We start from the raw sequence: 24,635 nt of genomic DNA, 5'->3' as shown, positions 1-24,635 counted from the left end.
AGCCGGCCGGCGCCGGCCGCGAGCTTCAGCCTGCCGTTGCCGCAGTTGCGGTCGCAGGTGCAGGTGCAGGTGCAGGTGCAGGTGCAGGTGCCGGTGCAGATGCCGGTGCAGATGCAATCGCAGCCGCGGTGGCCGGCAAGGCCTCGGGCTCGCACTGCAGCGCGCTGTCGGTGCCGGGGATGGGCGCGGTGAGGATCTGGGCCAGCCAGTGGTCGAGCGTGTCGTCCGGCGGTGCTGTGGGGCGATGCTCGCGGGCCGAGGGCTCCGCGGCGCCGGAGGCTCCGCGGGTGATGGGGCTCACCTCGTCGGGAAACCATCTGAAGATGCTGACCTGACTCTTGTAGCCATCACCCGAGCGCACGAAGAGGAATCCCTGCTGTGCGTTGCCTTCCGCGTCGACCGGGACACCGGCAGCCCGAAGGGCCGTGACCCTTGCGCCGGTTTCCATGTCGCGCGGCAGCTTCAAGGTGATGCTTGCGTTGTGGACCATCCGTCTCGCCATGTTCGTACCCTCATGCTTTCTTGCGGCTCGCTGACTCGAAAAGCTTTCCCAGGGGCCCGCGTTTTTTTGAGGGAGGCGCGGGCCTCCCGGAACTTCATTGCGGTAGCGCCTGCCTACTTGTCGTGATGCAGGTAGCTCGCCTGCTTCGGCAGCAGAAGGCTCACGGTGAAGGCCACGACCATCATGGCCGTCACGTACCAGTAGAAGTAGGACTCGTGCCCGATCGACTTCAGGCCCAGCGCCACGTACTCGGCGCTGCCGCCGAAGATCGCGTTGCCCACCGCGTAGGAGAGGCCAACGCCCAGCGCGCGGATCTCGGGCGGGAACATCTCCGCCTTCACGATGCCGCTGATCGAGGTGTAGAAGCTCACCACCGCCAGCGCGAGGGTGATGAGCGCACCTGCCACCAGCGGGCTGCCGACGTTCTGCAGGTTGCTCAGCACGGGCACCGTCATCAGCGCGCCCAGGGCGCCGAACAGCAGCATGTTGCTGCGGCGGCCGATGCGGTCCGACAGTGCGCCGAACAGCGGCTGCATGCACATGTAGATGAACAGGCAGGCCGTCATCACGTTGCTGGCGGTCTTGATCGACATGCCGGCGGAGTTCACCAGGTACTTCTGCATGTACGTGGTGAAGGTGTAGAAGATCAGCGAACCGCCGGCCGTGTAGCCGAGCACCACGAAGAAGGCGCGCTTGTGATGGGTGAAGAGCTCGCGCATCGTGCCCGCGCCCTTGGTGGCACGGGTCTTGTTGCTGGCCGTCTCGGTCAGCGTGCGGCGCAGCATCAGCGCCACCACGGCCGCCACGGCGCCGAGCACGAAGGGAATGCGCCAGCCCCAGGCCTTGAGCTCGGCCTCGTCGAGCACCTGCTGCAGCACCACAACGACCACCACCGCGAGCAACTGGCCGCCGATCAGCGTGACGTACTGGAACGAGGAGAAGAAGCCGCGCTGGCCGCGCATCGCCACTTCGCTCATGTAGGTTGCGGTGGTGCCGTATTCGCCACCCACCGACAGGCCCTGCAGCAGCCGTGCGAGCAGCAGCAGCGCCGGAGCGGCCGCGCCGATCTGCGCATAGGTAGGCAGGCAGGCGATGACCAGCGAGCCCACGCACATCATGACCACAGAGGTCACCATCGAAGTCTTGCGGCCCTTGCGGTCGGCGATGCGGCCGAACAGCCAGCCGCCGATCGGGCGCATCAGGAAGCCGGCGGCGAACACGCCGGCGGTGTTCAGCAGCTGCACCGTGGGGTCGGACTTGGGGAAGAAAGCTGGCGCGAAATAGATGGCGCAGAAGGCGTAGACGTAGAAGTCGAACCACTCCACCAGGTTGCCGGACGAGGCGGCGAAGATGGCGAAGATGCGCTTGCGCTTTTCCTCGAAGGTGTAGGGCGTGTTGTTGTTGGCGGTGGCGGGTGCCGCGTCGGGGCTGGAAGCGCCGGCGGCCGCGCTTGCGATGGCGGTCATGAAAGGGGTCCTTGTCTCTGGCTGCGGCCCGCGGCGTTAAGAAGAAAAGGCACGCGGGGGCCGTTGCGGCGAGTCTGTCCGGCCGCGGCAGCGCTGTCGTCCGTAACCGGCCGTTGGCCGTCTACGTATCGGTACGCAAGGGTAAATACCTAGATTGGGGCCGCGACGGGCGTGCGCCGTCGGCGATGGCCGGTGCCTGGCGAGCTACAGCGAGTGTTCCCGCAGGAACCGATCCAGCTGATGGCTGTTCGCCAGCCCCAGCTTCGCGAACACGTGCGCCCGGTGCGTTTCCACCGTGCGCTGCTCCAGCGGGGCGAGTTCCTGCGCGATCTGCTTGTTGGGCTTGCCCTCGGCGACCAGCCGGGCGACCTGCATCTCGCGCGGGGTGAGCTTGTCCCACAGCGCCTGCGCGGCCTGGCGGGCCTGGCGGCGGGTGGCGATCTCGCCGGCCTGTTGCAGGGCGCGGGCGATGGTGTCGAGCAGGCGCTCGTCGTTGCAGGGTTTCTCGAGCCAGCCGAAGGCGCCGTTCTGAACGGCCTCCACGGCCATGGGAATGTCGCCGTGGCCCGAGAGGAAGATGACCACGAGCGGGCTGTCCTGCGTGCGCAGCGTGTCGAACACCTGCAGGCCGCTCATGCCTTCCATGCGCAAGTCCATGATCACGCAGCCGGCGCGCTGCAGGTCGGTGCCTTCGAGGAAGGCTTCGCCCGAGGCGAAGGTCTGCACCGCGTAGCCGCGCGACAGCAGCAGCAGGCCGAGCGAGCGGCGCACGGCCTCGTCGTCGTCCACGATGCACAGGTTGTTGGCGGGAGCGGCGCTGTTGTGGGTCATGTCGGTGGCGATATTTCCAGCTCGAGGGTGAAGACTGTGCCACCGCCCGGACGGTCGGCAAAGGTGAGGCGGCCCCTGTGCGCCTCGACGATGGTGCGGCAGATGTTCAGGCCCAGCCCCAGCCCGCCGGTCTTGGTGGTGAAGAAGGGCGAGAACACCTGCTCGGCCACGGCGGCGTCGATGCCCGGGCCGCGGTCGGCCACGTGGATGTGCATGCGTCCTTCCTTGAGCCCCGCCTCGATCTCCACCAGCCGCTGCTCGGGCGGTACGGCCTGCATGGCGTGCAGGCTGTTCGACAGCAGGTTGAGCAGCACCTGCTCGAGCAGCACGCGGTCGCCGCGCACCTCGGGCAGTCCGGGCGGAATGCGAAGCTCGGCGCGCGCCTGGCGCATGCGGATCTCGCCCTGCAGCAGCGCGATGGCGTTGCCGGCCAGCGCTGCCACCGAGCAGTCTTCCGTGCCCACGGTGCGCTGGCGCACGAAGCCGCGGATGCGCCGCACGATCTCGGCGCTGCGCTGCGCCTGCATCACGGCTTCGTCCAGGCTGCTCACCAGCAATTGCTGGTTGCCCTGCTCGGCGAAGGCCTTGGCGGCGCTCGCGAAGTTGCTCAGCGCCATCAGCGGCTGGTTGAGTTCATGCGCCAGCGTGGAGGCCATCTCGCCCAGGCTCGCCAGGCGCTGGGCGTGCTGCAGCTGCTCGTCGTTCTGGCGCTGGCGCAGCTCGGCGCGCTTCTGCTCGGTGATGTCCACCACCGAGCTCATCCAGCCGGCGTGCTTGCCGTCGGCATCGATCAGCGCGGCGGTGTAGACCATGGTGATGACCTCGTGCCCGTCGCGGTGCCGCAGGCGCGACTCGAAACCGGAGCGCACGGGCTGGCCGCTCATCATCGCGTCGTAGTGGCGCCAGTGCTGCGTCACGTCGTTCGGGTGCCAGTAGGGGTAGGGCGGCAGCTTGCCCAGCAGCTCGTCGGCGCCATAGCCGGTCATTTCGCAGAAGGCCGGGTTCACGTAGATGATGCGGCCTTCGAGGTCGCGGGCGCGCATGCCCACCAGCAGAGAGTCTTCCATCGCCTTGCGGAAGGCATGGGCCTCGTCGAGGTCGTGGGTGCGCTCGCGCACGCGCAGCTCCAGCACGCGGCGCGCGTCGCGCTGCTCGGCGAAGCGGCGTTCGCGCAGCTGCCAGTAGAGGCCGGCCAGCAGCAGCACGACGGCGCACAGCAGGCCCAGCATCCAGGCGCGCTCGCGGGCATTTGAGACTTCCGCGTGGTCGGTCATCACTGTCAGTGTCCAGCCGAGGTCGGGCAGGCGCTCGTCCACCGCGAGGTACTCGCGCGGCCGGCCGCCGATATCGGTGCGCACCAGGTAGCCGAGCTGGCCTTCCTCGCGTTCCACCTTCCACGGCAGTGCCGTGAAGCTGGTGCGCGTGCCGTACTGCTGGTCGCGACGCATGCCTTCGAGCTCGGTGGCCTGCAGCGGGCGCGATGACCGGTACATCCACGACGGTACCGAGCTCAGGAACACGACGCCGCGAGCGTCGGTCAGCAGGATGGGGTCGCGCACGAAGGTCCAGGTTTCCTGCACCTGGCGCAGGCTGACCTTGACCGTCACCACGCCCCGGATCTCTCCGCCTTCGCCGCGCACCGGCGAGGAGATGAAGAGCCCCGGCTCGCCGGTGGTCTGGCCCACGCCATAGAAAAGGCCGTTGCGCCCCGCGCGGGCGTCGATGAAGTAGGGGCGGTTGGCATACGACTGGCCGACGAAGCTCTGCGGCGTGTTCCAGTTGCTGGCCGCCAGCGTGAGGCCCTGCATGTCGATCAGGTAGAGCACGTCGGAACCTGCCTGCCGGTTCACCCGCTCGATGTAGAGATTGGCGCGCTGCTTGGCGGCAATGTCGTCGGGGCGGGCCAGCGCGGCCAGCACGTCGGGATGCAGGCCCGCGGTGAAGGGCAGGTAGCTGTACTTGCCGGCGGCGTCGCGCAGGCCGAGCACGTGCACTTCCATGGCGCGGCGGATCGAGTCGGCCTGGAAGCTCGCTTCGCGGTTCGCCGCCCATTGGCCCGCGAGGCCGATCAGCAGCAGGGCCAGCGTGCACGCGGCCATCCAGGCGATCGTGCTGCGATGCCGCCGGCGAGGGCGGGCCTGGGCGGTCGCCGACGCCGTATGCGTCGGATCGGGGGCGGGGGTGGACATGGTGGGCGGCATGGGGGCAGGGCCGACCGGCGGCGGGAGGATTTTGCCCTGATCCTCCCGGGCAGGCTCTGCCGCCCGCCTTCCGCCGACCTTCCGCCCACCTTCCGTTCAGGCCGCCACCGGCTGCTCCTGCGTGCCGGCCCGCTGCATGGCCCGCCCGGCCGGGCGCGCGTCGAGCTGCCTTGCGAGCGCCTCCCACCGCACTCGCGCCGACACCACGCTTTCCTCCTTCACATGCCCGAAACCGCGGATCTGCTCGGGCAGCCGTGCGAGCGACAGGGCAGTATCGAAGTCGATGGCACCGAAGCGCGCGAGCACGTCCTCGACCATTGCACGGTAGTCCTCGATGAGCTGCCGCTCCATGCGCCGCTCGGCGGTGCGGCCGAACAGGTCGAAGGCCGTGCCGCGCAGGCCGCGAAGGCTCGCGAGGACGCGGAAGGCACCCATCACCCAAGGCCCGAAGCTGGTCTTCACCGCGCGGCCCTCGGTATCGCGGCGGCCGAGCACCGGCGGCGCGAGATGGAAGCGCAGCACCGGCTTGCCCTCGAACTGCTCGCCCAGCTTTTCCATGAAGCGCCGGTCGGTGTAGAGGCGCGCGACCTCGTACTCGTCCTTGTAGGCCATGAGCTTGAAGAGGCCCGATGCGACAGCCTTCGCCAGCTGGTTGCTGCCGCGCTCGCGCTCTTCGAGCGCACGCACGCGCTCCACCAGCTCCGCGTAGCGCTGCGCGTACGCGGCGTTCTGGTACGACGCGAGGAACTCGATGCGGCTCCTGACCAGCGCCTCCAGGCTCTGCGGCCGCTGCAGCGCGACGACCTTCTCCGGCGAAGCTTCTCGCGTCACCGCCGCGAGGTCGAGCGCCGCCTTGCGGCCCCAGCGGAATGCGGCCTGGTTCGCCTTCACCGCCACGCCGTTGATCTCGATGGCCTTGTCCAGCGCCTCGGCCGACAGCGGCACATGGCCCTTCTGGAAGGCGAAGCCCAGCAGGAACAGGTTGGCCGCGATCGCGTCGCCCATGAGCCGCGTGGCCAGCTGCGTCGCGTCGACGAAGTCGGCACGGCCTTCCACCGATTCCTCGATGAGCGCGCGCACCTGCGCCGCCGGAAACTGCCAGTCGGGCTGCTGCGCGAAATGGCCCGTGGGCTGTTCGAAGGTGTTGACCAGCGCATAGGTGCGGCCCGGCCGCATGCGCGCGATGGCGTCCGGCGCGCCGGCCGTGAGCATGTCGCATCCCAGGATCAGGTCGGCCTCGCCGGTGGGAATGCGCTGCGCCTTCAGCTGCGCCGCGTCGCGTGCGATGCGTACGTGCGAGGTGACCGAGCCGTTCTTCTGCGACATGCCCGTCATGTCGAGCACGCTCACGCCCTTGCCTTCGAGGTGCGCGGCCATGCCGATCAGCGCGCCGATGGTGATGACGCCCGTACCGCCGATGCCGGTGATCAGGATGTTGTGCATGCCTTCGAGCGCTGGCTGCTTCGGCTCGGGCAGAGGCGCCTCTTCGGCTGCAGCCTTCGCGGCGACCGGCGCCTGCCTGCGCGGCTTCACGCCTTCGACCGTCACGAAGCTGGGGCAGAAGCCCTTGATGCACGACTCGTCGGCGTTGCAGGCGCTCTGGTCCACCGCGCGCTTCAGGCCCAGCTCGGTCTGCTTCGGCAGCAGGGCGGTGCAGTTCGACTGCTCGCCGCAGTCGCCGCAGCCCTCGCAGACCGCGTCGTTGATGAACACCCGGCGCGCGGCCTGCGGGAACTCGCCCTTCTTGCGGCGGCGGCGCTTCTCGGCGGCGCATACCTGGTCGTAGATCAGCACCGAGACGCCCTCGAACTCGCGCAGCTCGCGCTGCACCGCGTCCATGCTGTCGCGGTGGTGAACGGTGAGCATGAAGCCGTCTCGGTCGGGCGGCAGCACGCTGCGGTCGGCCCAGCGCGAAGGGTCTTCGGCCACGAGCGCAAGGCGCTTCACGCCCTCGGCCGCCATCTGGTGCGCGATGCGCGGCACGGTGATGGGCCCGTCCACCGGCTGGCCGCCGGTCATCGCCACCGCGTCGTTGTAGAGGATCTTGTAGGTGATGTTCACGCCCGCCGCCACGGCCGCGCGGATGGCGAGCGAGCCCGAGTGGTAGTAGGTGCCGTCGCCCAGGTTCGCGAACACGTGCCTGCGCCTGGAGAACCACGCCTGCCCCAGCCACGGCGCGCCTTCGCCGCCCATGTGCGTGGTCGTGCGGTTGTGCTCGGGGTAGATGGCGGTGGCCATCACGTGGCAGCCGATGCCCGCGAGCGCGAGGCTGCCTTCGGGCACCTTGGTCGAGGTGTTGTGCGGGCAGCCCGAGCAGTACCAGGCCGGGCGCGACGGCGTCGCTACGGCCTTGCCCAGCACCACGTCCTTCGCGTCGAGGATCGCCAGCCGCATGCGGATGCGGTCGCTGGTGTGAAAGCGCGCCACGCGCCCCGCGACGACGCGCGCGATCTGCGCCACCGAGAAATCGGCCGTGGCCGGCAGCAGCCACTTGCCGCGCGGATGCGCGCCCCATTCGCCCTGCTCGTCGAACTTGCCGATCACGCGCGGGCGCACGTCCTCGCGCCAGTTGTAGAGATGCTCCTTGAGCTGGTATTCGACGATCTGGCGCTTCTCCTCGACCACAAGAATTTCTTCGAGGCCATCGGCGAACTCGCGGATCGAATCGGGCTCCAGCGGCCACGGCATCGACACCTTGAAGAGCCGGATGCCGATACGCGCGGCCTCGTCGGCATCGATGCCCAGTTCTTCCAGCGCCTCGAGCACGTCGCGGTACGACTTGCCCGAGGCCACGATGCCCAGGCGTGCCTTCGGCGAATCGATGGTCACGCGGTTGAGCCGGTTGGCGCGCGCATAGGCGATGGCGGCGTAGATCTTGTAGTCCTGCATCAGCGCTTCCTGCTTGCGCGCCTGCACGCCGAGCGTGTCGGTCGACAGGCGCGCATGCACGCCGCCGGGCGGGAAGACGAAGTTCGAAGGCAGCTGGGTGTGCACGTCGAGCACGCCGGCCGGAATGGAGCCTGAAGACTCCACCGTGTCGGCCAGCGCCTTGAAGCCCACCGGCAGCCCCGCGAAGCGCGACATCGCGAAGCCATGCAGGCCGAGCTCGATGTACTCCTCCACGCTCTGCGGGTAGAGCATCGGGATCATCGACGCGGCGAACAGGTGGTCGCTCTGGTTCGGCAGCGTGGACGAAGACGCGCCATGGTCGTCGCCCGCCACCAGCAGCACGCCGCCGTGGGGCGAAGTGCCCGCGTGGCTCATGTGCTTGAACACGTCGCCGCAGCGGTCCACGCCCGGGGCCTTGCCGTACCACATCGCGAAGACGCCATCGACGGCGGACTCGCCCGTCAGGTGCACCTGCTGGGTGCCCCACACGGCGGTGGCGGCGAGTTCCTCGTTCACGCCGGGCAGGAACTTCACCGCGCTGGCTTCGAGCTGGGGCTGCGCCTTCCACAGCGCCTCGTCCAGGCCGCCGAGCGGCGAGCCGCGGTAGCCCGAGACAAAGCCCGCGGTGTTCAGCCCGGCCTTCTGGTCGCGCCATTTCTGCACGAGCATGAGGCGCACCAGTGCCTGGATGCCGCTGAGGTAGATCCGGCCTTCGGTGGCCGTGTATTTGTCGTCCAGCGCAACGCTGGCCAGTTCGTGGGATGCCATGGCTGAAAAAAGACTCCGGGTAGGACTCGTCGGAATGCGGGCATGGCCCCGGTAGAGGGCCGGCTCGCGGAATGCCCCGGCGGGGTAGACGCCGGGGCAGCAACGATTCTTCCGCCTTGTCCGCGGAAAGTGCTTCTTCGTTTTGGCAAAGAGCAGCCAATTCCGGAAGATCTGTCTTTTACGGGCGCGATCCGCCGAAAGTATTTCGGTAGAGGCTGTGGTTCCCTCCGGCCCGACAATGTCTGCCTTGCTGACCCACCCCACACACCATGAGACCCGACCTCGATTCGCTGGCGCTCTTCCTTCGCGCCATTGAGCACGGCAGCCTGTCGAAGGCCGCCGCCGAGAGCCACATGGTGCTGTCGGCCGCCAGCCGCCGGCTTGCCATCCTCGAAGAGCAACTTGGCGTGGTGCTGCTCAACCGCACCTCGAAGGGCGTGACGCCCACCGGCGCCGGCGAGTCGCTCGCCATGCATGCGCGGCAGATATTGCGCGACGTCGACCGCATGCGCGCCGACCTGTCGGACTACGCGCAGGGCGCCACCGGCCGCGTGCGGCTGCATGCCAACGCATCGGCCATGGGCCAGTTCCTGCCCGACGACGTGGCGAGCTTCCGCCAGCGCTATCCCGAGATCCGCGTGAGCGTGGAAGAGCACCGCAGCGTCTACATCGTGCAGGCGATTCGCGACCGGCAGGCCGACGTCGGCGTCATCACCAGCGAGGCGGCCGACCCGGCGCTGCACTTCATTCCGTACCGCACGGACAGGCTCGTGGCCATCGTGCGGCAGAAGCACCCGTGGCGCGGGCGCGAGGTGTCGTTCGAGGAACTGCTCGACTACGACTTCGTCGGCCTGGAAGACGACTCCGCCATCTCCCGCACCATGGAAGACGCCGCGATGAGCGCGCGCAAGGTGCTGCGCTTGCGTGTGCGCGTGAAGAGCTTCGAGGCCGTGTGCCGGATGATCGAAGCGGGCATGGGCGTGGGCATCCTGCCCGAAGGCGCTGCGGTGGCCTATCGCAAGGAGATGAAGCTGCGCTTCATCAATCTCACGGACGCGTGGGCCTCCCGGCGGATGTACCTGTGCACCCGGCAGGAGGCGCTGAGCTTTCCGCAGAGGCGGCTTGTCGACCATCTGCTGGCGCGCGGGATGTCCTGAGGCTCGGGTCCGGGTTCGTTCAGGGCGAGGCTCACGCCGACGGGGTGCCTTGCTGCGCGAATGTCCCCCGGTCTTCGGCCTTTGTGATGGAGGGCGGTTCGGTTGAATCGCACTCTTCGGCAGCCTGCGATAGATGTGATTGCGCAGACGCCCGACAAGTCAGGGCAACGACGCAACACAACGATAGCTTTCAGCCTTCGTCACGTCGCCCGACACGTACGCCGGGTAGTTCGGATAGCGGCACATGGGGCGCGTCGCGAGTGTGCTGAAGGGGGCGGAGGGCGAGTTGCGCACCTGCACGAGTGCATCGGCCGGCGCGCTGCCACTCGTCACCCATTTATCCAGCGTCGTGAGCAAATCGTGATTGGTGGGAATTTCGGCGCCTGTCGTGAGGCTTGCCGCCGTACCGCCATGATTCGATGCGGGTGACACGTAGAGGCGCACGAACTCGTCGACGACCGGCTGCGTGAGCTTGTCGACGACGCTCTGGTAGTACTGGATGCCGGCCATCGGGCTCTGCGCCCAGTCGCCCGAGTTCTCGCGGATGATGAGCTTGCCGCCCCGCGCGCGGAAGGCCGAAAGATCGGGATCGGTCGAGTCCATCAGCGCCGACACCTTCTGGATGCGCGCCTGGAAGTTCGAGGCGTTCCATGTGCGGATGTCGAAGGCGGCGTTCTTCGCGATCACATAGCGAGCGTAGCTGCTGCCGTAGATCACACCGCGAGCGTCTGCCGAAGTCGGCGCCAGATTGGGAACGAGGCCTGTCGTCACCCATCGACCCACGCCTTCCCCGCCGAGTTGGATCTCGCCGCCGTACAGGCGGCCCGGGTAGGTAGTGAGACCGTTGGCGAGCGGGAAAGGCAGGACTGTCGGTCCGTACGACGCCTTGAGTACGGCGAGTTGCGCGTCGGACAGGCAGGTGTCGCCCGTGTCGCCGCCGCCAGGGCAGCGCAGGCGCTGCAGGTCGATGCGAGACGGACAGGCGAGATAGTTGCTCACCACGCCATCTGCGCTGTTGTCCAGCGCGTCGCATGTGGTGTTCACATAGTTGGCGAGCAGGCGCACCTTGCTGGCGTTGATTGCCCCGCCGGAGAACTGCGGCAACTGGTAGCTGATGAACCCGTTGAAGAGTCCCGTCCAGCTGATCACGGGCACGACGGAAACGATGCCGTCGAAATCTTGCGGGTAGCGCTGCGCCATGGTGAGGCCCTCGCGCCCGCCCTCGGAGCCGCCGTAGAAGTACTGTTTGGACGGCGTGCGCAGGTAGTACTGCTGCATCAACACGTGCGCGACGTCCTTGACCTTCTTGTATGACTGATGCGCGAAGTTCAGGAACATCTCGTCGTTCAACGCAAACCTGGCTGGATCGGTAGCGTTGTAAGCGGTTCCGTCGTGGCCAGAGTCGGTGCCGAAGGTCGCAAAACCCTGGGTGATCGGCTGCGCTTGACCCGGTGCCGCGTCGCGAAGCGCGGCGACGCCATCGATGACCGTGCCGTTGAAACCGCCACCTCCCACCATGACGGCCTTTTCGTTCCATGTGGTCGGCAGGTTGAGCTGGAAGCGTATCGGATCAGCATCCGGCGTAAGGGGAGCGATCGTGCCCTGCACCCTGCAATATTCGGCGAAAGCTGGCGCGGTAGTGACGGCGGGTACGAGCATGGCCGAAGACACAGTTGCCTTGCCGCTCGTCAGCGCGATCTGCCCCGGCGACACCGTTTTGCCGGCCATGCCGGCGCAAGCCTGAGCGAGCGAGGTCTTGTCCGGTACGGCCAGGTTGACGGCCTTGCCGCTCCAGCGGCCTGCGCCGCACGCAGCAAGCAGCGCAGAGCAGGCAACAAGGCCAGCTACGCCGAGCCAGCGGTTTGGATGATTTTCTCTCGTCATATGTGTCTCGGGTCGGGTTTCATGGGGCCTCAGGCGGCATCGAAGACGCGCCCTGCGTTGAGTATGTTCGCCGGGTCAAAAAGCAGCTTGAGGCTGCGCATCGTGTCGAGCTCCTCGCCGGTACGGCTGTGGGGCAGGAATTCCTTCTTGACCACGCCGATGCCGTGTTCCGCGGAGATGCAGCCGCCCGCCCGTTCCGTGGCGAGATACACCATCTTCTCGATCTCGTGCAGGCTGCCGTTGGCACTGTGCGGACCGGACAGCACGTGCAGGTTGCCATCGCCGATGTGACCGAAGAAGAGATGCTTCTGGTCCGGAAAGAGCTGCCTGAGATCCCGTCCGACCTGCTCGACGAACTCCTGCATGCGAGACATCGGAATGCCCACGTCGAAGGCGGCAAAGGGTTTCAATGCACCGAGGAGTTCACCAACGGCTTCACGGTACGTCCAGAGGCGCCTTGAATCCTCCACGGACTGGGCCACGATCACGTCGGCGACCAGGCCTGAATCGAGTGCCTGCCCCAAGGCTCGCTCAAGCGCCTCCCGATCGGCAAGGTCGTCGGCCCCGAGCGTCTCGATCAGCACGTACACCGGATGGTCTTCTTCGAACGGACGCCGCAGCGAAGTGATCTGCGTCGCGGCAGCCAGATAGTCGCTCCACATCACCTCGAACGCCGACAGCGCCGGCAAGGCCCGCTGCAGGTCTCTCACCAGCTGCGTTGCTGCCTCGAATGACGGCAGCGCGCAAAGGGCGGTGCTCGACGATGTCGGCTTGGGCGACAGCTTCAGGTCCAACCGGGTGATGACCCCCAGCGTGCCTTCAGACCCGATGAAAAGATGCTTCAGGTCGATGCCAGTCGTGTTCTTCGTCACCCGGTTGAGCATCGACAGAAGCCGGCCGTCGGGCAGCGCGACCTCCAGGCCGAGGACCCGTTCACGCATCGTGCCGAAGCGGATGACGCGGTTGCCGCCCGCGTTCGTGGCTGCGTTGCCGCCGACATGGCAGGAGCCACGGGCACCGAGGTCCAGCGGAAAAGTCCAGTCCCGCTTTTCGACCCACTGCTGGAGTTCTTCGAGCACCACGCCGGCCTGCACCCGCACGGTCCCAGCGACCTCGTCGAGGTCCTCCACGGCGTTGAGCCTGGCCAGCGAGAGCGCTATCTCGCCGTTGCACGGCGTCGCGCCTCCGGCCAGGCCGGTGAGGCCACCCTGCACCACCACCTGCTGCCCCAGGCGCGAGCAGACAGCGAGCGCACTGGCCACTTCCTGCGGCGTCCGTGGACAGATGACGAGCGATGGGCGCACGCGCTTGGCCTCGCTCCAATCGCCTGAATGCGCCTCCAGGCGACCCGGGTCCTGCAGGACCCGGGATTCGCCCAGAACCCCGACCAGCGCCTCGCGGACTTCTTCAATTGACAGTGCTGTGTTTTGCCTGGACATGAAAACTGCTTCTCGACTTTCGATGGGAGACATTGACTGCGAATGCGCCGAAGCGAGCTTTCTCGAAGGTCCGTCGAAGGTCCTGGTCCAGGGGCGCGCGGATGTGTGCGCGGGCCAGCCCGGATCACCTTCTTTTGCGAACCGCGCCCAGGCTTCGTGCATCTCGCGCGCCAGCTCACCGGGCGCCGCGGCTCCCGCAAACTCGCGGCCCATGGGGGTATGCAGGTTTGCGAAGACGAATGGCAATTCGACACCATGCGCAGCGCCCAACCGGCCGCCGCATTGCGGCGAGCGCCAGGAAAAGAGATACCGGTACGTCGGCCCGAGGTGCGCGTCGGCCAGCTCGGCGATCCGCCGGGCAGGGGTGCTGTAGAAGTACTCGGACTGCAACGCGCACAGCGCGGCGCCGGGGCTTTCCTGGCCGGCGGGCATCGGCAGGCCGGCTTCGCGAACGAAGTCCTCGAGGTCCGTGGCGGTCAGGCGGGAGAGCGCGTCCGTCGGCACGTAGTACAGGCGCATCTCTTGCGCATTGCTGCCCACCAGGATCTGCAAGCGCCTCGGTGCGGCCGTCCATTCATCCGCCATCGCCTGCAGGGGCTCTGCCCGCAGGATCCGCCCGTCGACGACAGGGCGCAACGGGAAGAGGTTGCGGGCGCTCATGCCGTGCGCTTTTCGCAGGCGCGGGTCGCTCGCCAGTGCATGCACCGCTTGCAGAAGACCGGTGATGGGCGCCGCGGCCATGGCCAATCGCGTCGGTTCGATGCCGGCCACCGACGCGATCGCCCGGAAAGCCACGGTGGCTTCGTCCACGCTCTGACAAGCGATGCTCGGGCTCTGAAGGATTGCGCGGTGAAAGAGGCCGCGCGAAGCGGGCATGCCCATCAGGCAAGCCAGGGCACCGGCCCCCGCGGATTGGCCGAACACGGTGACCCTTTCGGGGTCGCCGCCCCAAGCGGAGATGAAGGCCTGGACCCACTGCAGCGCCGCGAGCTGGTCGAGCAACCCGCGGTTGTCCGGCGCCGAAGGAAGGTGTGCGAAGCCGTCCACGCCAAGCCGGTACTGGATGGAGACGAACACCACGCCCTGCCTTGCGAACGAGGCGCCGTCGTACAGCGGATCGCTCGCGCCGCCGCGGAAGAACCCACCGCCATGGACCCAGACCATCACCGGCAGATGGGCGCCGGGCGGCGCATCCGGCGCCCAGATGTTCAGCCGCAGCGCGTCTTCGCCGCCGCGCGGGTCGTCCTGCGCCTGCGGGTCGCGCGGCCATTGGAAGGCGACCGGGCCGAACGAGGAGGCATCGCGCACGCCTGTCCATCCGGGCACGGGCATCGGGGCCTCGAATCGCAGCGCGCCGAAGGGCGGCTGCGCATAGCGCACGCCTTTGAAGACACGCACGCCGTCGAGCCATGCACCCCTGAGCCCGCCGCCATGGGCCAGGCGCACCTCGGGTGCGTGCTTCGCGTTCATTCGGTGGCCAGGCCCAGCCTGTCGATCAATGGGCGCCACACCGCGGCATCGCGAGCGGCCCAGCTGCGCACATCCGCGGGCGCGGAAGCAATGAGCGTGACGTTCATGGCCTCCATGCGTGCCTTGTACTGTTCGTTGGTGCGGCATTGCTCCGTTGCTACGTTGAGCTTGGCCGCGATCGGCTGTGGCAGCCCCGCCTTGCCCACCACCGCAATCCAGGAAGGCCTCGCAAGATCTGCCGCGGCCGGAACCAATTCGGCAATCGTAGGCACGTCAGGCAGCAGCTTCGATCGCTGGCTGTCGAAGACCGCCAGTGCCACGAGCTTGCCGGCCTTCACCTGCTGCGCCGCCGTGCCGATCACGAGCGTCATGGCCTGGATCTGCTTGCCGATCAGCCCGGTGAGGCCCGCGCCCTCGCCGACGAAGGGCACGTGCGTGCCTGGCACGCCAACCTTGTCCAGCAGCGCCGTGGTCAGCAAGTGTGCCGGGCTTCCCTTGCCGGGAGACCCGAAGTTGATGCCGCCGGGCGTGGTCTTCGCCAGCTTCTCCAGGTCAGCCAGCCGCGCGATGCCTTCGCCCGCGGGCACCGTCAGCACGAGCGGCGAGGTGCCCAGGATCGCGATGCCCTCGAAGTCGGTCGCCGGATCGTAGGGGCGCTGCTTGTAGGTGTAGGGCGTGATGCTCATCTGGGACATGCCGATGCTCATCAGCGTGTAGCCGTCGGGCGACTGCCCCTTGAGGTTGTTGATGGCCAGCAAGCCATTGGCACCTGGCTTGTTCTGCACGATCACCGGGTGCGCGAGTTCGCGTGCGATGCAGTCGGCCCAGACGCGCGTCATCGAGTCCGATGCGCTGCCCGGCGGTTGTTGCGCGATCAGTTGAATTGGCTTGGCTGGGTACACCGCAGCATCCGCCCAACTGGCTGCGGCGCATGAAGAGATGAGGATCGCGAGCAGCAGCCTGGGCGTGTGGATAGGGTTCATCTTGTCTCCTGGAAAATAGGTGTTCGCCCGGGCCTAGCTGCGTGCCGCCGGGGCGCGCGAAGGCTTCCTGGGCTTGCGAGGCGCCGCGGCCGCTTCGCAGTGCGCGACGATCAGATCCGCAAGGCACGCGAGTTGCGCTTGCGATCGCTCCGAGCGCACTTCCTCGGCGGTAGAGGGAAAGAGCTGCAGGAGGCCCAGGCCCCGCAGCGCGGAGAAGACAAGCCCTACGACTGCGTGCCGATCGGCGGCGTTCTCGAGTTCCGGGAAGGCGCCGAAGAATCCCGCTTCCATTTGTTCGCCGAGTTCGATCCGAAGACTGGCAATTTGTGCGAGGACTTCGGGTTGATTGCGCGTGCCGAGGTAGATGTTCCAGGCTGCGACGAAGCGAGGCTGCGCGTAGATCAACTGCCAGGCCGCGTTGACGAAAGCCGACGCGCGTTCGTGCAGCGGCAAGGTTTCCGCAGGCCAGAGTTCGCCCGCATCCACACCCGACTGGATGAGCTCGCCGAGCACCTGCATCATCAGCACCGCCTTCGATTCGAAGTGATGCTGGACCGCACCGGAAGTCATGCCGGCGGTCCTGGCCAGTTCGTGGATCGACATGTCCTCCAGGCTTCGGGTCTGGATCACATCGATGGCCGTGGCGATCAGGTGTTTTCTTGTGGCGGCGCTGCGTTCGGCATGCGTGCGACGGGGTGCGGAAGGTCTGTGCATGTATTTACATTACGGATTTTCAGTAAAATGTATTTGCATCCGGCGTGCCCCTGGATAGGGGTAACCCGATGGCACCGTCCGCTTCCGCAAGGAGCCTCTTCGATTTCCCGTTCCTCTTCGAGGATTCAAGGTATGAAGCGCTTGATGAAACTGTCTGTCGCCTTTGCTGCGTTGTCGCTGTTCGCAGCCCTCGCCATGGCCGGCCCAGCCGGGCCGCGTGTCGTGAAAGACATCGTGCTGGTCCACGGCGCCTTCGCCGATGGCTCCTCGTGGTCCGAGGTCACCGCACTCCTGCAGCGCAAGGGCTACAACGTCACAGCCGTGCAGAACCCGCTGACGGGCCTGGCCGACGATGTGGCTGCCACTCGCCGCGTGCTGGAACGCAAGGGAGATTCGGTGCTGCTGGTGGGGCACTCCTGGGCGGGCGCTGTCATCACCGAAGCCGGCAATGCACCCAATGTGAAGGGCTTGGTCTACCTCTCCGCGCTCGTGCCCGACTCCAACGAGTCCGTGGCCGAGCTTTTGACCCGACAGAAGGCGCCTATGGACGGCATGCAGCCCGACGCCAACGGCCTCGTGTGGCTCGACGATGCGGGTGCCTTCGGCAAGGTGATGGCCGGCGACGTGCCGCTGGCGAAGGTGCAACTGCTGGCCGCGGCGCAACAGCCGATGGCGGCGCGCGCGTTCGAAGAAAAAGTGACCCACGCAGCCTGGCACGACAAGCCCAGCTGGTACCTCGTCACCGAGAACGACAACGCACTGGCACCGCGCGTGCAGCGCTGGACCGTGCAGAACATCGGCGCGAAGAGCATCGCGCTTCGCTCGAGCCACATGTCGCTCGTTTCTCACCCGAAGGAAGTTGCCGCGTTCATCGAACGCGCAGCCGAAGCGGCGGCCGCGACACCCTAGCAGCCGCGCGCCGATTGCGCAGCGTCAATCGCGCTGGGCGGCTTCGAGCAGCACTGAAAAGCGGCGGTTGGCCTCCGTCATCGCCTGAGTGAGCTCCAGGCTCAACACGTCGATCAGTGCCCGAACCGCAGGCACCAGGCCGCGCCGTGATGGAAACACGGCATGCAGTTGGTGCGGCGCGAGCGTGTGGTCGGGCAGCAGGATTTTCAGTTCCCCCTTCTCGATCGACTCCGCACACAGGTTGAAGGGAAGCTTCGCGATGCCTACGCCCGCGAGCACGGTCTGCCAGATCAGGTGGACATCGTCGGTCGCGAGCATCGGCACGTACTCGATGGCCTCATCGACGCCTTGCGGACCGGTGACCCGCCAAGCCGGACGCTCGCCCAGGGTCACGCCGAGCCCGATGCCGACCTGGCCCTGTAGCGAGGCCACGGTTCCGAACGGGCCGTGCGCCGCGACGAAGCCTGGGCTGGCCACCAGCACCTGCTGACTCAGGCCGAAGTTGCGCACGATCAGTTGGGAATCGTCGACGACGGTCCGCACTCGCACCGCCACATCGAATCCTTCAGCGACGACGTCGACCCTTCGGTTGGTCAATTCCAGGTCGAGGCGGACGTCGGGGTACCGCGTCAGGAACACCGGGAGCACCGGCGCGAGAAAAAGATGCGCGATCCCCACTGGGCAGCTAACGCGCAACCGCCCGGCCGGCCGGGCGTTCGCATGCTCGGCCACTTCCATGGCGGCACGGGCGGCATGGGTCATGGCCTCGCAGTGCTGAAGGAACGCAGCGCCGACCTCGGTCACATGCATCGCACGCGTGGAGCGCTGCAGAAGCCGAACGCCGAGCCGCTTCTCGAGATCGGCGATGCGTCGGCTGATGCGCGACTTCGGCATGCTCATTGCACGCCCGGCGGCCGAGAAGCTGCCGTGCGACACGACCGCCACGAAGAGGGCGAAATCATTCAGGTCCACGGGCGAGTTCCCGCGCATGGCGAGGTCTGGGGACTGTGCGGGTGCGGGCTGCTGCATTGATTGTCCTGCGGGCCAGAACGAAGAGTTGCGATTGTGCCGTCTGGTGCCGCGAGGAGGCCGCGCCTATCTTCATGGCTCCTCTCGACACTCCCACATCATGCAAGTCCTTCATCTCGATTCCAGCATCCTCGGCGATGCCTCCGGTTCACGCGCCCTCAGTGCTTCCATCGTGTCGGCGATCCGCACGCACAACCCGGACGTCAACGTCGTCTACCGCGACCTCGTGCTGGACGCCATTCCTCATCTCGACGGCCCCATCGCTTCCGGATTCCGCGACCTGTCCATCGCTTCGGACGACCCCCACGTGGCGCGTGAACATGCCCGCTCCAACGCGCTGGTTCACGAACTCCAGGGCAGCGACGTCATCGTCGTCGGCGCGCCCATGTACAACTTCTCCGTCGCGACCCAGTTGAAGGCCTGGATCGATCGCGTCATGCAACCCGGCAAGACCTTCAAGTACACGCCCGCCGGTCCCGTCGGCCTGGCCGGCGGCAAGCGCGTGATCGTCGCTTCCACGCGCGGCGGCGTCTACACCGCGGGGCCCATGGCCGCGCTCGACTTCCAGGAGACCTATCTCAAGGCGGCCTTCGGATTCATCGGCATCACCGACGTGCATTACCTGCGGGCCGAGAGCATGTCCAGGGGCCCGGATATCCGGGCGCGTGCCATGGAAGACGCACGGGCCGGCGTGCTGCGGGTGGTCGACGCGGCTCTGCGCGACTGAAGGCGCATCGCCCCAAACACACGTTTCATTCAACATCCGAGGAAAACCATGCTTTACGTCGTAACGCTGAACTACGCGCGCCCCATCGAGGAAGTCAACGGGCATCTGGACGCCCACAAACAATGGCTGGGCAGGTTCACCAAGTCGGGACACATCCTCGCCGCAGGACCACTCGCGGACGGCACGGGTGGGGTGATGCTGGTCCATTGCGCCGACTCCAATGAACTCGAAGCCATGATGGAGCAGGACGCCTTCGTGATCGAGCGCGTGGTCACCGTCTCGGTGCAAAGTTTCGAGCCGGCGCTGCGCGCGGAGGCCTTTGCGGCGCAATGGGCGCCATTGGCAAAAGCCATTGCCGCCGGCTGATATCCGCACAGGCGACTTCACAAGAGACGCGCAGAGGCGCTCGACCTCGGTGCATGTTCCGGCGGGACCTCGCGCCATCTCCTCCTGGGAAACATGCCGCGAGGCTTGCGATATTCATGCTCGACACAAGCAGGACAGGACACAGGCGGGATTCGGCTTGGCGCTGGCGGCCAGCCCGGCGCCCCATCACCCAGGGTTGCCTGGGGGTGTCTCGGGGGTTACACACAAGAACCATAAAAACGGCCGCGGTTCGCTTGCCGGCCCCCACAACAAGAGAGACCCCAAATGACGCATCGAGGACGAGGATCGAGGCCCGCGTGGCCATTCAGGACACTGGCGCTGACTGCTCTTGCCATCGCGCTGACCGCCTGCGGCGGCGGTGGTGGTGGTGGTGGTGGCGCTTCCTTTCCACTGATTCCCCCATCGTCCGGCGGCTCGCCCTCCGGCAACACGCCGCCTCCGGCGACGCAGCCACCGGCCACGCAGCCTGACAACGCCACACCCGAGGTGCCGCCGCCCACATGCGCGGCAGCCGTTCCGGCCGGCGCACCGCTGACGGCCATCTCGTCCGTGCAAGGCACGGGCCACATCAGCCCCATGGCGAACCAGGCCGTGACCGTGCGCGGCGTGGTGGTGGGCGATTTCCAGAACTCCGGCTCCGCCTCGGTGAAGCTGAACGGATTCTTCGTACAGCAACTCGTGCCCGATGCCGATCCGCTGACCTCCGAAGGCGTCTTCGTCTACGCGCCGGGCGGCAGCACCCGCGTGGCCGTCGGCGACTTCGTGCAGGTCACCGGCGAGGTGACCGAGTTCGGCCAGACAGCCGGTGCCGGCGCGAAGCCTGACAGCATCACCGAGATCGTCGGAACTGGTGCCACTGCGCTGGCCGTCAGCGTCTGCGGCAGCGGCGTGGTCGTCAAGCCCACGCAGATCACGCTGCCGGTGGCGGACGAATCCACGCTGGAGCGCTACGAGGGCATGCTGGTCGAGATCGCGCAGCCCCTGGCGGTGACAGAGCTCTTCGAGCTGGGCCGCTACGGCCAGATGGTGCTGTCGCTGAACGGGCGCCAGTTCAACCCGACCAACGGCAACGCGACGGCGACGCATGCGCAGAACCTGCTCTCGCGCATCATGCTGGACGACGGCTCGTCGGTGTCCAACCCGAACCCCATTCCGTACCTGAGCGCGGCCGGCACCGAGGGCACCCGCCGCATGGGCGACACCACGCAGAAGATCACCGGCATCCTGAGCCACAACTTCGGCGCCTACCGCATCCAGCCGACGGTCGCGCCGGTGTTCGCGCAGGCCAATCCGCGCCAGCCCATGGCGCCGGTGGTCGGCGGCTCGCTGAAGGTGGCCAGCCTCAACGTGCTCAACTACTTCACCACCTTCCAGGACGGCACGAACTCTGCAGGCCAGACCGGTCAGGTCTGCCTGCTCGGCACAGGCGTAGCGACGGACTGCCGCGGCGCGAACAACCTGAACGAGTTCAAGCGGCAGCAGGCCAAGATCGTGGCGGCCATCGCGGGGCTCGACGCCGACGTGATCGGCCTGATGGAGATCCAGAACACCGACGTCGCGACGAACGACCTGCTGGCCGCCCTCAACGCCAAGGTCGGCGCGAACACCTATGCGGCGGTCAATAGCGGTGTGTTCGGCACCGACGCCATCAAGGTCGACATCCTCTACAAGCCCGCGAAGGTGCAGCGCGTCGGCAACGTCGTGCTGCCGACCGGCGCCGACCTGGCCGACTACACCGCCGCCAGCGGCCGCCCGCCGCTGGCCCAGCGCTTCAGCGTGGTCGGCAACAACGGCGGCTTCTGGTTAGTGGTCAATCACCTGAAGAGCAAGGGCAGCTGCCCGACCACGGGCGACGTCGACCAGGGCCAGGGCTGCTGGAACCTCGCGCGCGTCAAGCAGGCGCAGGCACTGAACAGCTTCGTCGGCAAGCTCAAGGCTATGGGCACGACCGTCGAGACCGATGTGCTGATGATGGGCGACTTCAACAGCTACCTGCTCGAAGACCCGACCAAGCAACTCGAGGCCGCGGGCAACGAGAGCCTGCTCAAGCGCATGCCCGCGGCCGACCGCTACACCTACGTGTTCGGCGGCGAGACCGGCGCGCTCGACCATGCCTACGTATCGGCCTCGCTGGCGACGCAGGTCAACGGCGTGAACGTGTGGCACATCAACTCCGACGAACCGACCGCGCTCGACTACAACACCGACTTCACCACCGACGACCGCTACGCGCCCACGCCGTTCCGCGCGTCGGACCATGACCCGGTGCTGGTGGGCTTGAACCTCGCGGCCGATGCCGCCGTGGTCGAGCCCATCGTCAGCGCGTCGATTCCGGCTTCGGCGAAGACCGGCGAGACCTACAGCATGGACATCACCGAAGCCACGCCTGGTGGTGCGACCACCCTGACGTCGCTGACGGTCGACTGGGGTGACGGCACCGCCGCCACCACGGCAGCGGGCACCGGCGCCGTCACGCACACCTACGCGGCCCCCGGCACCTTCAGCGTGGTGGTCATGCTCACCAACTCCGCCGGCCAGACCGCGACGAAGACGGGCAATGTGAATGTCACCACCACGGTCGTGGTGCTGCCGCCCGGCCCGCCCGATCTGTTCTTCAGCGAGTACGTGGAAGGTTCGTCGAACAACAAGGCGATCGAGCTCTACAACCCGACCGCTTCGGCGATCGACCTGAGCCTCTATGCCGTCAAGCTGTATTCGAACGGCGCGACCGCGGCTACGAGCACGCAGGCGCTGAGCGGCTCCCTGCCGCCTGGCGGCATGATCGTGCTGGCGAACTCCGGTGCTACCGCCGCCTTCAAGCCTGCCGGCACGTTCGACAGCGGCGTCGCCAACTTCAACGGCGACGATGCCCTGACGCTGGAGAAATCGGGTACGGTCATCGACCGCATCGGCCAGGTCGGGTTCGACCCCGGAACCGAGTGGAAGAGCGCCAACGGCGCCAGCACGCTGAACCAGACGTTGCGCCGCAAGCCCACCATCAAATCGGGCGATCCCAACCCGGGCATTGCTTTCGATACGGCGACGCAATGGGACAGTTTTCCCATCGACACCTCCGCGGGTCTGGGCTCGCACACGGTGAACTGAACGCTGCGGGGCGCCCGTACAAGGGCGCGCCGCATGCAGCAAAGAGATCGGGAAGGGGCGTTCAGCGCAACGCCTCGATCCGGCCGAAAACGATTCAAGCAAGCTCGAACCAATCGATGCGCTGCTTGTTCAGGGCGACGCTCACGCCGACGGGGCTGACTCGGTGAGAGGCCCGCGGGGTCTGCGCACAGCGTATTGCGGAAGCTGCATTTGTTGGCAGTCTCTGCGACTTCGTGCTGTGCGGAACGGCCGCTTGCCGTGTTCTTCTCTAGAGTGAATGCCCCTGTCACTCGATACCCCGCCAAGGGGAGAAGAAAGGCGCAACACACCAAGCTACCACCAGATGTTCGAAGGCTGCTTGCCTCGCGGCAGGTCGTCGGTGCGAAAGCAACGATGCAGATGCGAGGTATCAAAAGGCGACGGCCAGGGTGTTACCAGCACCCCAGCCGTCTAACCAAGTTCGTGCACCAACCTTGGAAGGAACCGCACAAAAAATGGCTACCAAGACTATAGCCCGGCCTCGCACGCCGGTAGCTTCCGCAGAAACCGCCCAAGACCCGGCGGATCTTCTTGAAAACACCCTCACTCAACTCGAAGCCCTGCTGTGGGTTTGCCACGGTGAAGAGATCGACTGGTGCAGCGGTGATGGGCCTCGGCAATTGAACAACCTGCTCTGGCTTGCGGCCGAGATGGCTCGCAAGGCTGGGGAGTTGTTTCAGGTGAGCGAGAAGGCGCGGCGTGGGGCGCCTGAGGCTGGCGGGTAGGAGCTGGTCTGCGGGCTGCAGGTTCGCCGCCTTGCATCGCCAGCGCGCTGGCGATGCAAGGCAATCAGCGGAGACCAAGTAGTCTCTACAACCTTGGACTCGCCAACTCAACATTGGTACGTCGGAAGGGGCAGGTCGAACTCAATCCTTCTTGAACGCGCGAGTCGCCTCGGCCGTATCAAGAGCCTCCCGCAACAGCTTGATTCGACCGTCCTCTGCGATCAGAACTCCCGCGTAGACCTGCCGGTAGATCTTGCCGGTGTCCGGAACCAGTGCCTCGACCCTGTACTCGGCAAACACTCGATCGGGCGTCTGGATCCAGAACGTAGGCTCTTGAAAAGCGAAGTCTGGAACTTTCTTCAGCAACCCCGTCAGCAAATTGGCAACAGCGGCCGGCCCCTGGGCTCGCGCATTGATGGTTGGAAGTTCCAGGATGCCATCTTCCGCAAAGAGTGCACCGGCTGCCGTGGGACTCGAGACGCTGTCCAGATAGGCGTTGAGCAGATCGGTCGCGGTGGTCAGTTTGGTCATTTGCAATTTCCTCTGGATGCGTGGGCAGCTCAGACTTGGGCCATGCCGCCGTCGACGAAGAGCTCGATGCCGTTGACGAAGCTGGCGGCGTCGGACGCGAGGAAGGCCACGGCCTTGCCGATCTCGCTGGGCTCGCCCAGCCGGCCCAGAGGTACCTGCGATGCCAGGTGGTCGAAGAGCCCCTGGCGCGCTTCCTCGGGCACGAGGTCGCCCAGGCCGGGCGTGCGGATCGGGCCGGGGCTCACGGCGTTCACGCGGATGCCGCGGCCCTTGAGGTCCAGGGCCCAGGAGCGCGCGAAGTTGCGCACCGCCGCCTTGCTCGCGCTGTAGACGCTGAAACTGGCCGTGCCCTGGATGGAGGTGGTGGAGGAGGTGAGGATCACCGAGGCCCCGTTGCTCAGCAGGGGCAGCGCCTTCTGCACCGTGAACAGCACGCCGCGCACATTGGTGCCGAAGATGCGGTCGAAGTGCTCTTCGGTGATGGCGCCCAGCGGCATCATGTCGCCGCCGCCAGCGTTGGCGAACAGGATGTCCAGCCGGCCGGCCGTCTTCGCGATGTGAGCGTAGACGGCATCGAGGTCCGACAGCACCGATGCGTCGGCGCGCAGCGCCGTGGCGGAAGAGCCGATCTGAGCGACCGCCGCGTCCAGCTCCTGCTGGCGACGGCCTGTGATGAAGACGCGCGCGCCCTGCGCCGCGAGTTCCTTCGCGGCACCGAGGCCGATGCCGCTGCTGCCGCCGGCGACCAGGGCGATCTTGCCTTCGAGTTGCTTGTTCATGGTGTGCTCCGTTTCGTGAATGGATGAGGATGGATCGGTGCCTCGCGGCGGTCCGCTGCACTTCTGCAGCGACGCCTTGTTGGAGGCATGGAGCAAATGT

General features: G+C 66.8%; 18 protein-coding genes. 6 read left to right on the top strand and 12 right to left on the bottom strand.

The window, feature by feature from the left end:
* Window positions 1–25 precede the first annotated feature (25 nt).
* From ABL844_RS23785 to ABL844_RS23765, 5 genes are all read right to left on the bottom strand, one after another.
* Window positions 26–490, bottom strand: coding sequence for a hypothetical protein (locus ABL844_RS23785; RefSeq protein ID WP_418129194.1), 465 nt, complete (start codon window positions 488–490; stop codon window positions 26–28).
* A 125-nt stretch (window positions 491–615) separates the two neighbouring features.
* Complete coding sequence (locus tag ABL844_RS23780; RefSeq protein WP_418129192.1) at window positions 616–1,968, bottom strand: MFS family transporter; 1,353 nt, start codon at window positions 1,966–1,968, stop codon at window positions 616–618.
* Window positions 1,969–2,172: 204 nt separating this feature from the next.
* Entirely contained in the window at window positions 2,173–2,799 is a 627-nt protein-coding gene (locus ABL844_RS23775; RefSeq protein ID WP_184642728.1) for a response regulator transcription factor, read from the bottom strand.
* Complete coding sequence (locus ABL844_RS23770; RefSeq protein WP_418129190.1) at window positions 2,796–4,988, bottom strand: ATP-binding protein; 2,193 nt, start codon at window positions 4,986–4,988, stop codon at window positions 2,796–2,798. Before ABL844_RS23770 ends, ABL844_RS23775 begins: the two co-directional genes overlap by 4 nt.
* Window positions 4,989–5,096: 108 nt before the next feature.
* A complete protein-coding gene (locus tag ABL844_RS23765) occupies window positions 5,097–8,657 on the bottom strand; it encodes an indolepyruvate ferredoxin oxidoreductase family protein (RefSeq protein WP_418129188.1) in 3,561 nt (1,186 codons plus the stop codon).
* A 269-nt stretch (window positions 8,658–8,926) separates the two neighbouring features.
* Here ABL844_RS23765 and ABL844_RS23760 point away from each other — a divergent pair, with 269 nt between their 5' ends.
* Window positions 8,927–9,814, top strand: coding sequence for a LysR family transcriptional regulator (locus tag ABL844_RS23760; protein ID WP_126023502.1), 888 nt, complete (start codon window positions 8,927–8,929; stop codon window positions 9,812–9,814).
* 159 nt (window positions 9,815–9,973) lie between these two features.
* Here the strand turns inward: ABL844_RS23760 and ABL844_RS23755 are convergent, their stop codons facing one another.
* The 4 genes from ABL844_RS23755 to ABL844_RS23740 are packed head-to-tail and all read right to left on the bottom strand — an operon-like array spanning window position 9,974 to window position 16,304.
* Window positions 9,974–11,698, bottom strand: a complete 1,725-nt coding sequence (locus tag ABL844_RS23755; protein ID WP_418129186.1) for a tannase/feruloyl esterase family alpha/beta hydrolase — start codon at window positions 11,696–11,698, stop codon at window positions 9,974–9,976.
* A 29-nt stretch (window positions 11,699–11,727) separates the two neighbouring features.
* Complete coding sequence (locus tag ABL844_RS23750) at window positions 11,728–14,607, bottom strand: carboxylesterase family protein (RefSeq protein ID WP_418129184.1); 2,880 nt, start codon at window positions 14,605–14,607, stop codon at window positions 11,728–11,730.
* Window positions 14,604–15,590: a Bug family tripartite tricarboxylate transporter substrate binding protein gene (locus ABL844_RS23745; protein WP_418122038.1), complete on the bottom strand. Its 987-nt coding sequence runs from the start codon at window positions 15,588–15,590 to the stop codon at window positions 14,604–14,606. Before ABL844_RS23745 ends, ABL844_RS23750 begins: the two co-directional genes overlap by 4 nt.
* A 33-nt stretch (window positions 15,591–15,623) precedes the next feature.
* Window positions 15,624–16,304: a TetR/AcrR family transcriptional regulator gene (locus ABL844_RS23740; RefSeq protein ID WP_126023505.1), complete on the bottom strand. Its 681-nt coding sequence runs from the start codon at window positions 16,302–16,304 to the stop codon at window positions 15,624–15,626.
* Window positions 16,305–16,448: 144 nt separating this feature from the next.
* Between ABL844_RS23740 and ABL844_RS23735 the strand changes: the two genes are divergently transcribed.
* Window positions 16,449–17,213 (top strand): alpha/beta hydrolase, encoded by a 765-nt coding sequence (locus ABL844_RS23735; protein WP_418129182.1) that lies wholly within the window; start codon window positions 16,449–16,451, stop codon window positions 17,211–17,213.
* A 24-nt stretch (window positions 17,214–17,237) separates the two neighbouring features.
* Here ABL844_RS23735 and ABL844_RS23730 read toward each other — a convergent pair whose 3' ends face one another.
* Window positions 17,238–18,242 carry a LysR substrate-binding domain-containing protein gene (locus ABL844_RS23730; RefSeq protein WP_260319671.1) on the bottom strand — a complete coding sequence of 335 codons (1,005 nt, stop codon included), beginning with the start codon at window positions 18,240–18,242 and terminating at the stop codon, window positions 17,238–17,240.
* 100 nt (window positions 18,243–18,342) lie between these two features.
* On the opposite strand from ABL844_RS23730, the gene ABL844_RS23725 reads away from it, so the two are divergent.
* From ABL844_RS23725 to ABL844_RS23710, 4 genes are all read left to right on the top strand, one after another.
* Window positions 18,343–18,969, top strand: coding sequence for an FMN-dependent NADH-azoreductase (locus ABL844_RS23725; RefSeq protein WP_418129180.1), 627 nt, complete (start codon window positions 18,343–18,345; stop codon window positions 18,967–18,969).
* A gap of 48 nt (window positions 18,970–19,017) precedes the next feature.
* Complete coding sequence (locus ABL844_RS23720; protein WP_418122032.1) at window positions 19,018–19,335, top strand: YciI family protein; 318 nt, start codon at window positions 19,018–19,020, stop codon at window positions 19,333–19,335.
* A 285-nt stretch (window positions 19,336–19,620) separates the two neighbouring features.
* Window positions 19,621–22,461, top strand: coding sequence for an ExeM/NucH family extracellular endonuclease (locus ABL844_RS23715; protein ID WP_418129177.1), 2,841 nt, complete (start codon window positions 19,621–19,623; stop codon window positions 22,459–22,461).
* A 494-nt stretch (window positions 22,462–22,955) separates the two neighbouring features.
* Window positions 22,956–23,225 carry a hypothetical protein gene (locus ABL844_RS23710; RefSeq protein WP_418129175.1) on the top strand — a complete coding sequence of 90 codons (270 nt, stop codon included), beginning with the start codon at window positions 22,956–22,958 and terminating at the stop codon, window positions 23,223–23,225.
* 141 nt (window positions 23,226–23,366) lie between these two features.
* Here the strand turns inward: ABL844_RS23710 and ABL844_RS23705 are convergent, their stop codons facing one another.
* A complete protein-coding gene (locus ABL844_RS23705) occupies window positions 23,367–23,756 on the bottom strand; it encodes a nuclear transport factor 2 family protein (protein WP_418129173.1) in 390 nt (129 codons plus the stop codon).
* Between the two features lie 29 nt (window positions 23,757–23,785).
* Complete coding sequence (locus ABL844_RS23700) at window positions 23,786–24,535, bottom strand: glucose 1-dehydrogenase (RefSeq protein ID WP_418129171.1); 750 nt, start codon at window positions 24,533–24,535, stop codon at window positions 23,786–23,788.
* Window positions 24,536–24,635: the final 100 nt, after the last annotated feature.

The sequence above is a fragment of the Variovorax sp. 278MFTsu5.1 genome, from assembly GCF_048305045.1.
GTDB classification, from domain to species: Bacteria; Pseudomonadota; Gammaproteobacteria; order Burkholderiales; family Burkholderiaceae_C; genus Variovorax; species Variovorax guangxiensis.
This window is presented reverse-complemented; position numbering and strand designations above follow the sequence as displayed.

Coding starts and splice junctions, on each gene's coding strand:
- ABL844_RS23725 (WP_418129180.1), top strand. CDS start 18,343: ATGCAAGTCCTTCATCTCGATTCCAGCATCCTCGGCGATGCCTCCGGT.
- ABL844_RS23745 (WP_418122038.1), bottom strand. CDS start 15,590: ATGAACCCTATCCACACGCCCAGGCTGCTGCTCGCGATCCTCATCTCT.
- ABL844_RS23730 (WP_260319671.1), bottom strand. CDS start 18,242: ATGCAGCAGCCCGCACCCGCACAGTCCCCAGACCTCGCCATGCGCGGG.
- ABL844_RS23765 (WP_418129188.1), bottom strand. CDS start 8,657: ATGGCATCCCACGAACTGGCCAGCGTTGCGCTGGACGACAAATACACG.
- ABL844_RS23760 (WP_126023502.1), top strand. CDS start 8,927: ATGAGACCCGACCTCGATTCGCTGGCGCTCTTCCTTCGCGCCATTGAG.
- ABL844_RS23740 (WP_126023505.1), bottom strand. CDS start 16,304: ATGCACAGACCTTCCGCACCCCGTCGCACGCATGCCGAACGCAGCGCC.
- ABL844_RS23735 (WP_418129182.1), top strand. CDS start 16,449: ATGAAACTGTCTGTCGCCTTTGCTGCGTTGTCGCTGTTCGCAGCCCTC.
- ABL844_RS23775 (WP_184642728.1), bottom strand. CDS start 2,799: ATGACCCACAACAGCGCCGCTCCCGCCAACAACCTGTGCATCGTGGAC.
- ABL844_RS23710 (WP_418129175.1), top strand. CDS start 22,956: ATGGCTACCAAGACTATAGCCCGGCCTCGCACGCCGGTAGCTTCCGCA.
- ABL844_RS23755 (WP_418129186.1), bottom strand. CDS start 11,698: ATGACGAGAGAAAATCATCCAAACCGCTGGCTCGGCGTAGCTGGCCTT.
- ABL844_RS23715 (WP_418129177.1), top strand. CDS start 19,621: ATGACGCATCGAGGACGAGGATCGAGGCCCGCGTGGCCATTCAGGACA.
- ABL844_RS23750 (WP_418129184.1), bottom strand. CDS start 14,607: ATGAACGCGAAGCACGCACCCGAGGTGCGCCTGGCCCATGGCGGCGGG.
- ABL844_RS23785 (WP_418129194.1), bottom strand. CDS start 490: ATGGTCCACAACGCAAGCATCACCTTGAAGCTGCCGCGCGACATGGAA.
- ABL844_RS23705 (WP_418129173.1), bottom strand. CDS start 23,756: ATGACCAAACTGACCACCGCGACCGATCTGCTCAACGCCTATCTGGAC.
- ABL844_RS23700 (WP_418129171.1), bottom strand. CDS start 24,535: ATGAACAAGCAACTCGAAGGCAAGATCGCCCTGGTCGCCGGCGGCAGC.
- ABL844_RS23780 (WP_418129192.1), bottom strand. CDS start 1,968: ATGACCGCCATCGCAAGCGCGGCCGCCGGCGCTTCCAGCCCCGACGCG.
- ABL844_RS23720 (WP_418122032.1), top strand. CDS start 19,018: ATGCTTTACGTCGTAACGCTGAACTACGCGCGCCCCATCGAGGAAGTC.
- ABL844_RS23770 (WP_418129190.1), bottom strand. CDS start 4,988: ATGTCCACCCCCGCCCCCGATCCGACGCATACGGCGTCGGCGACCGCC.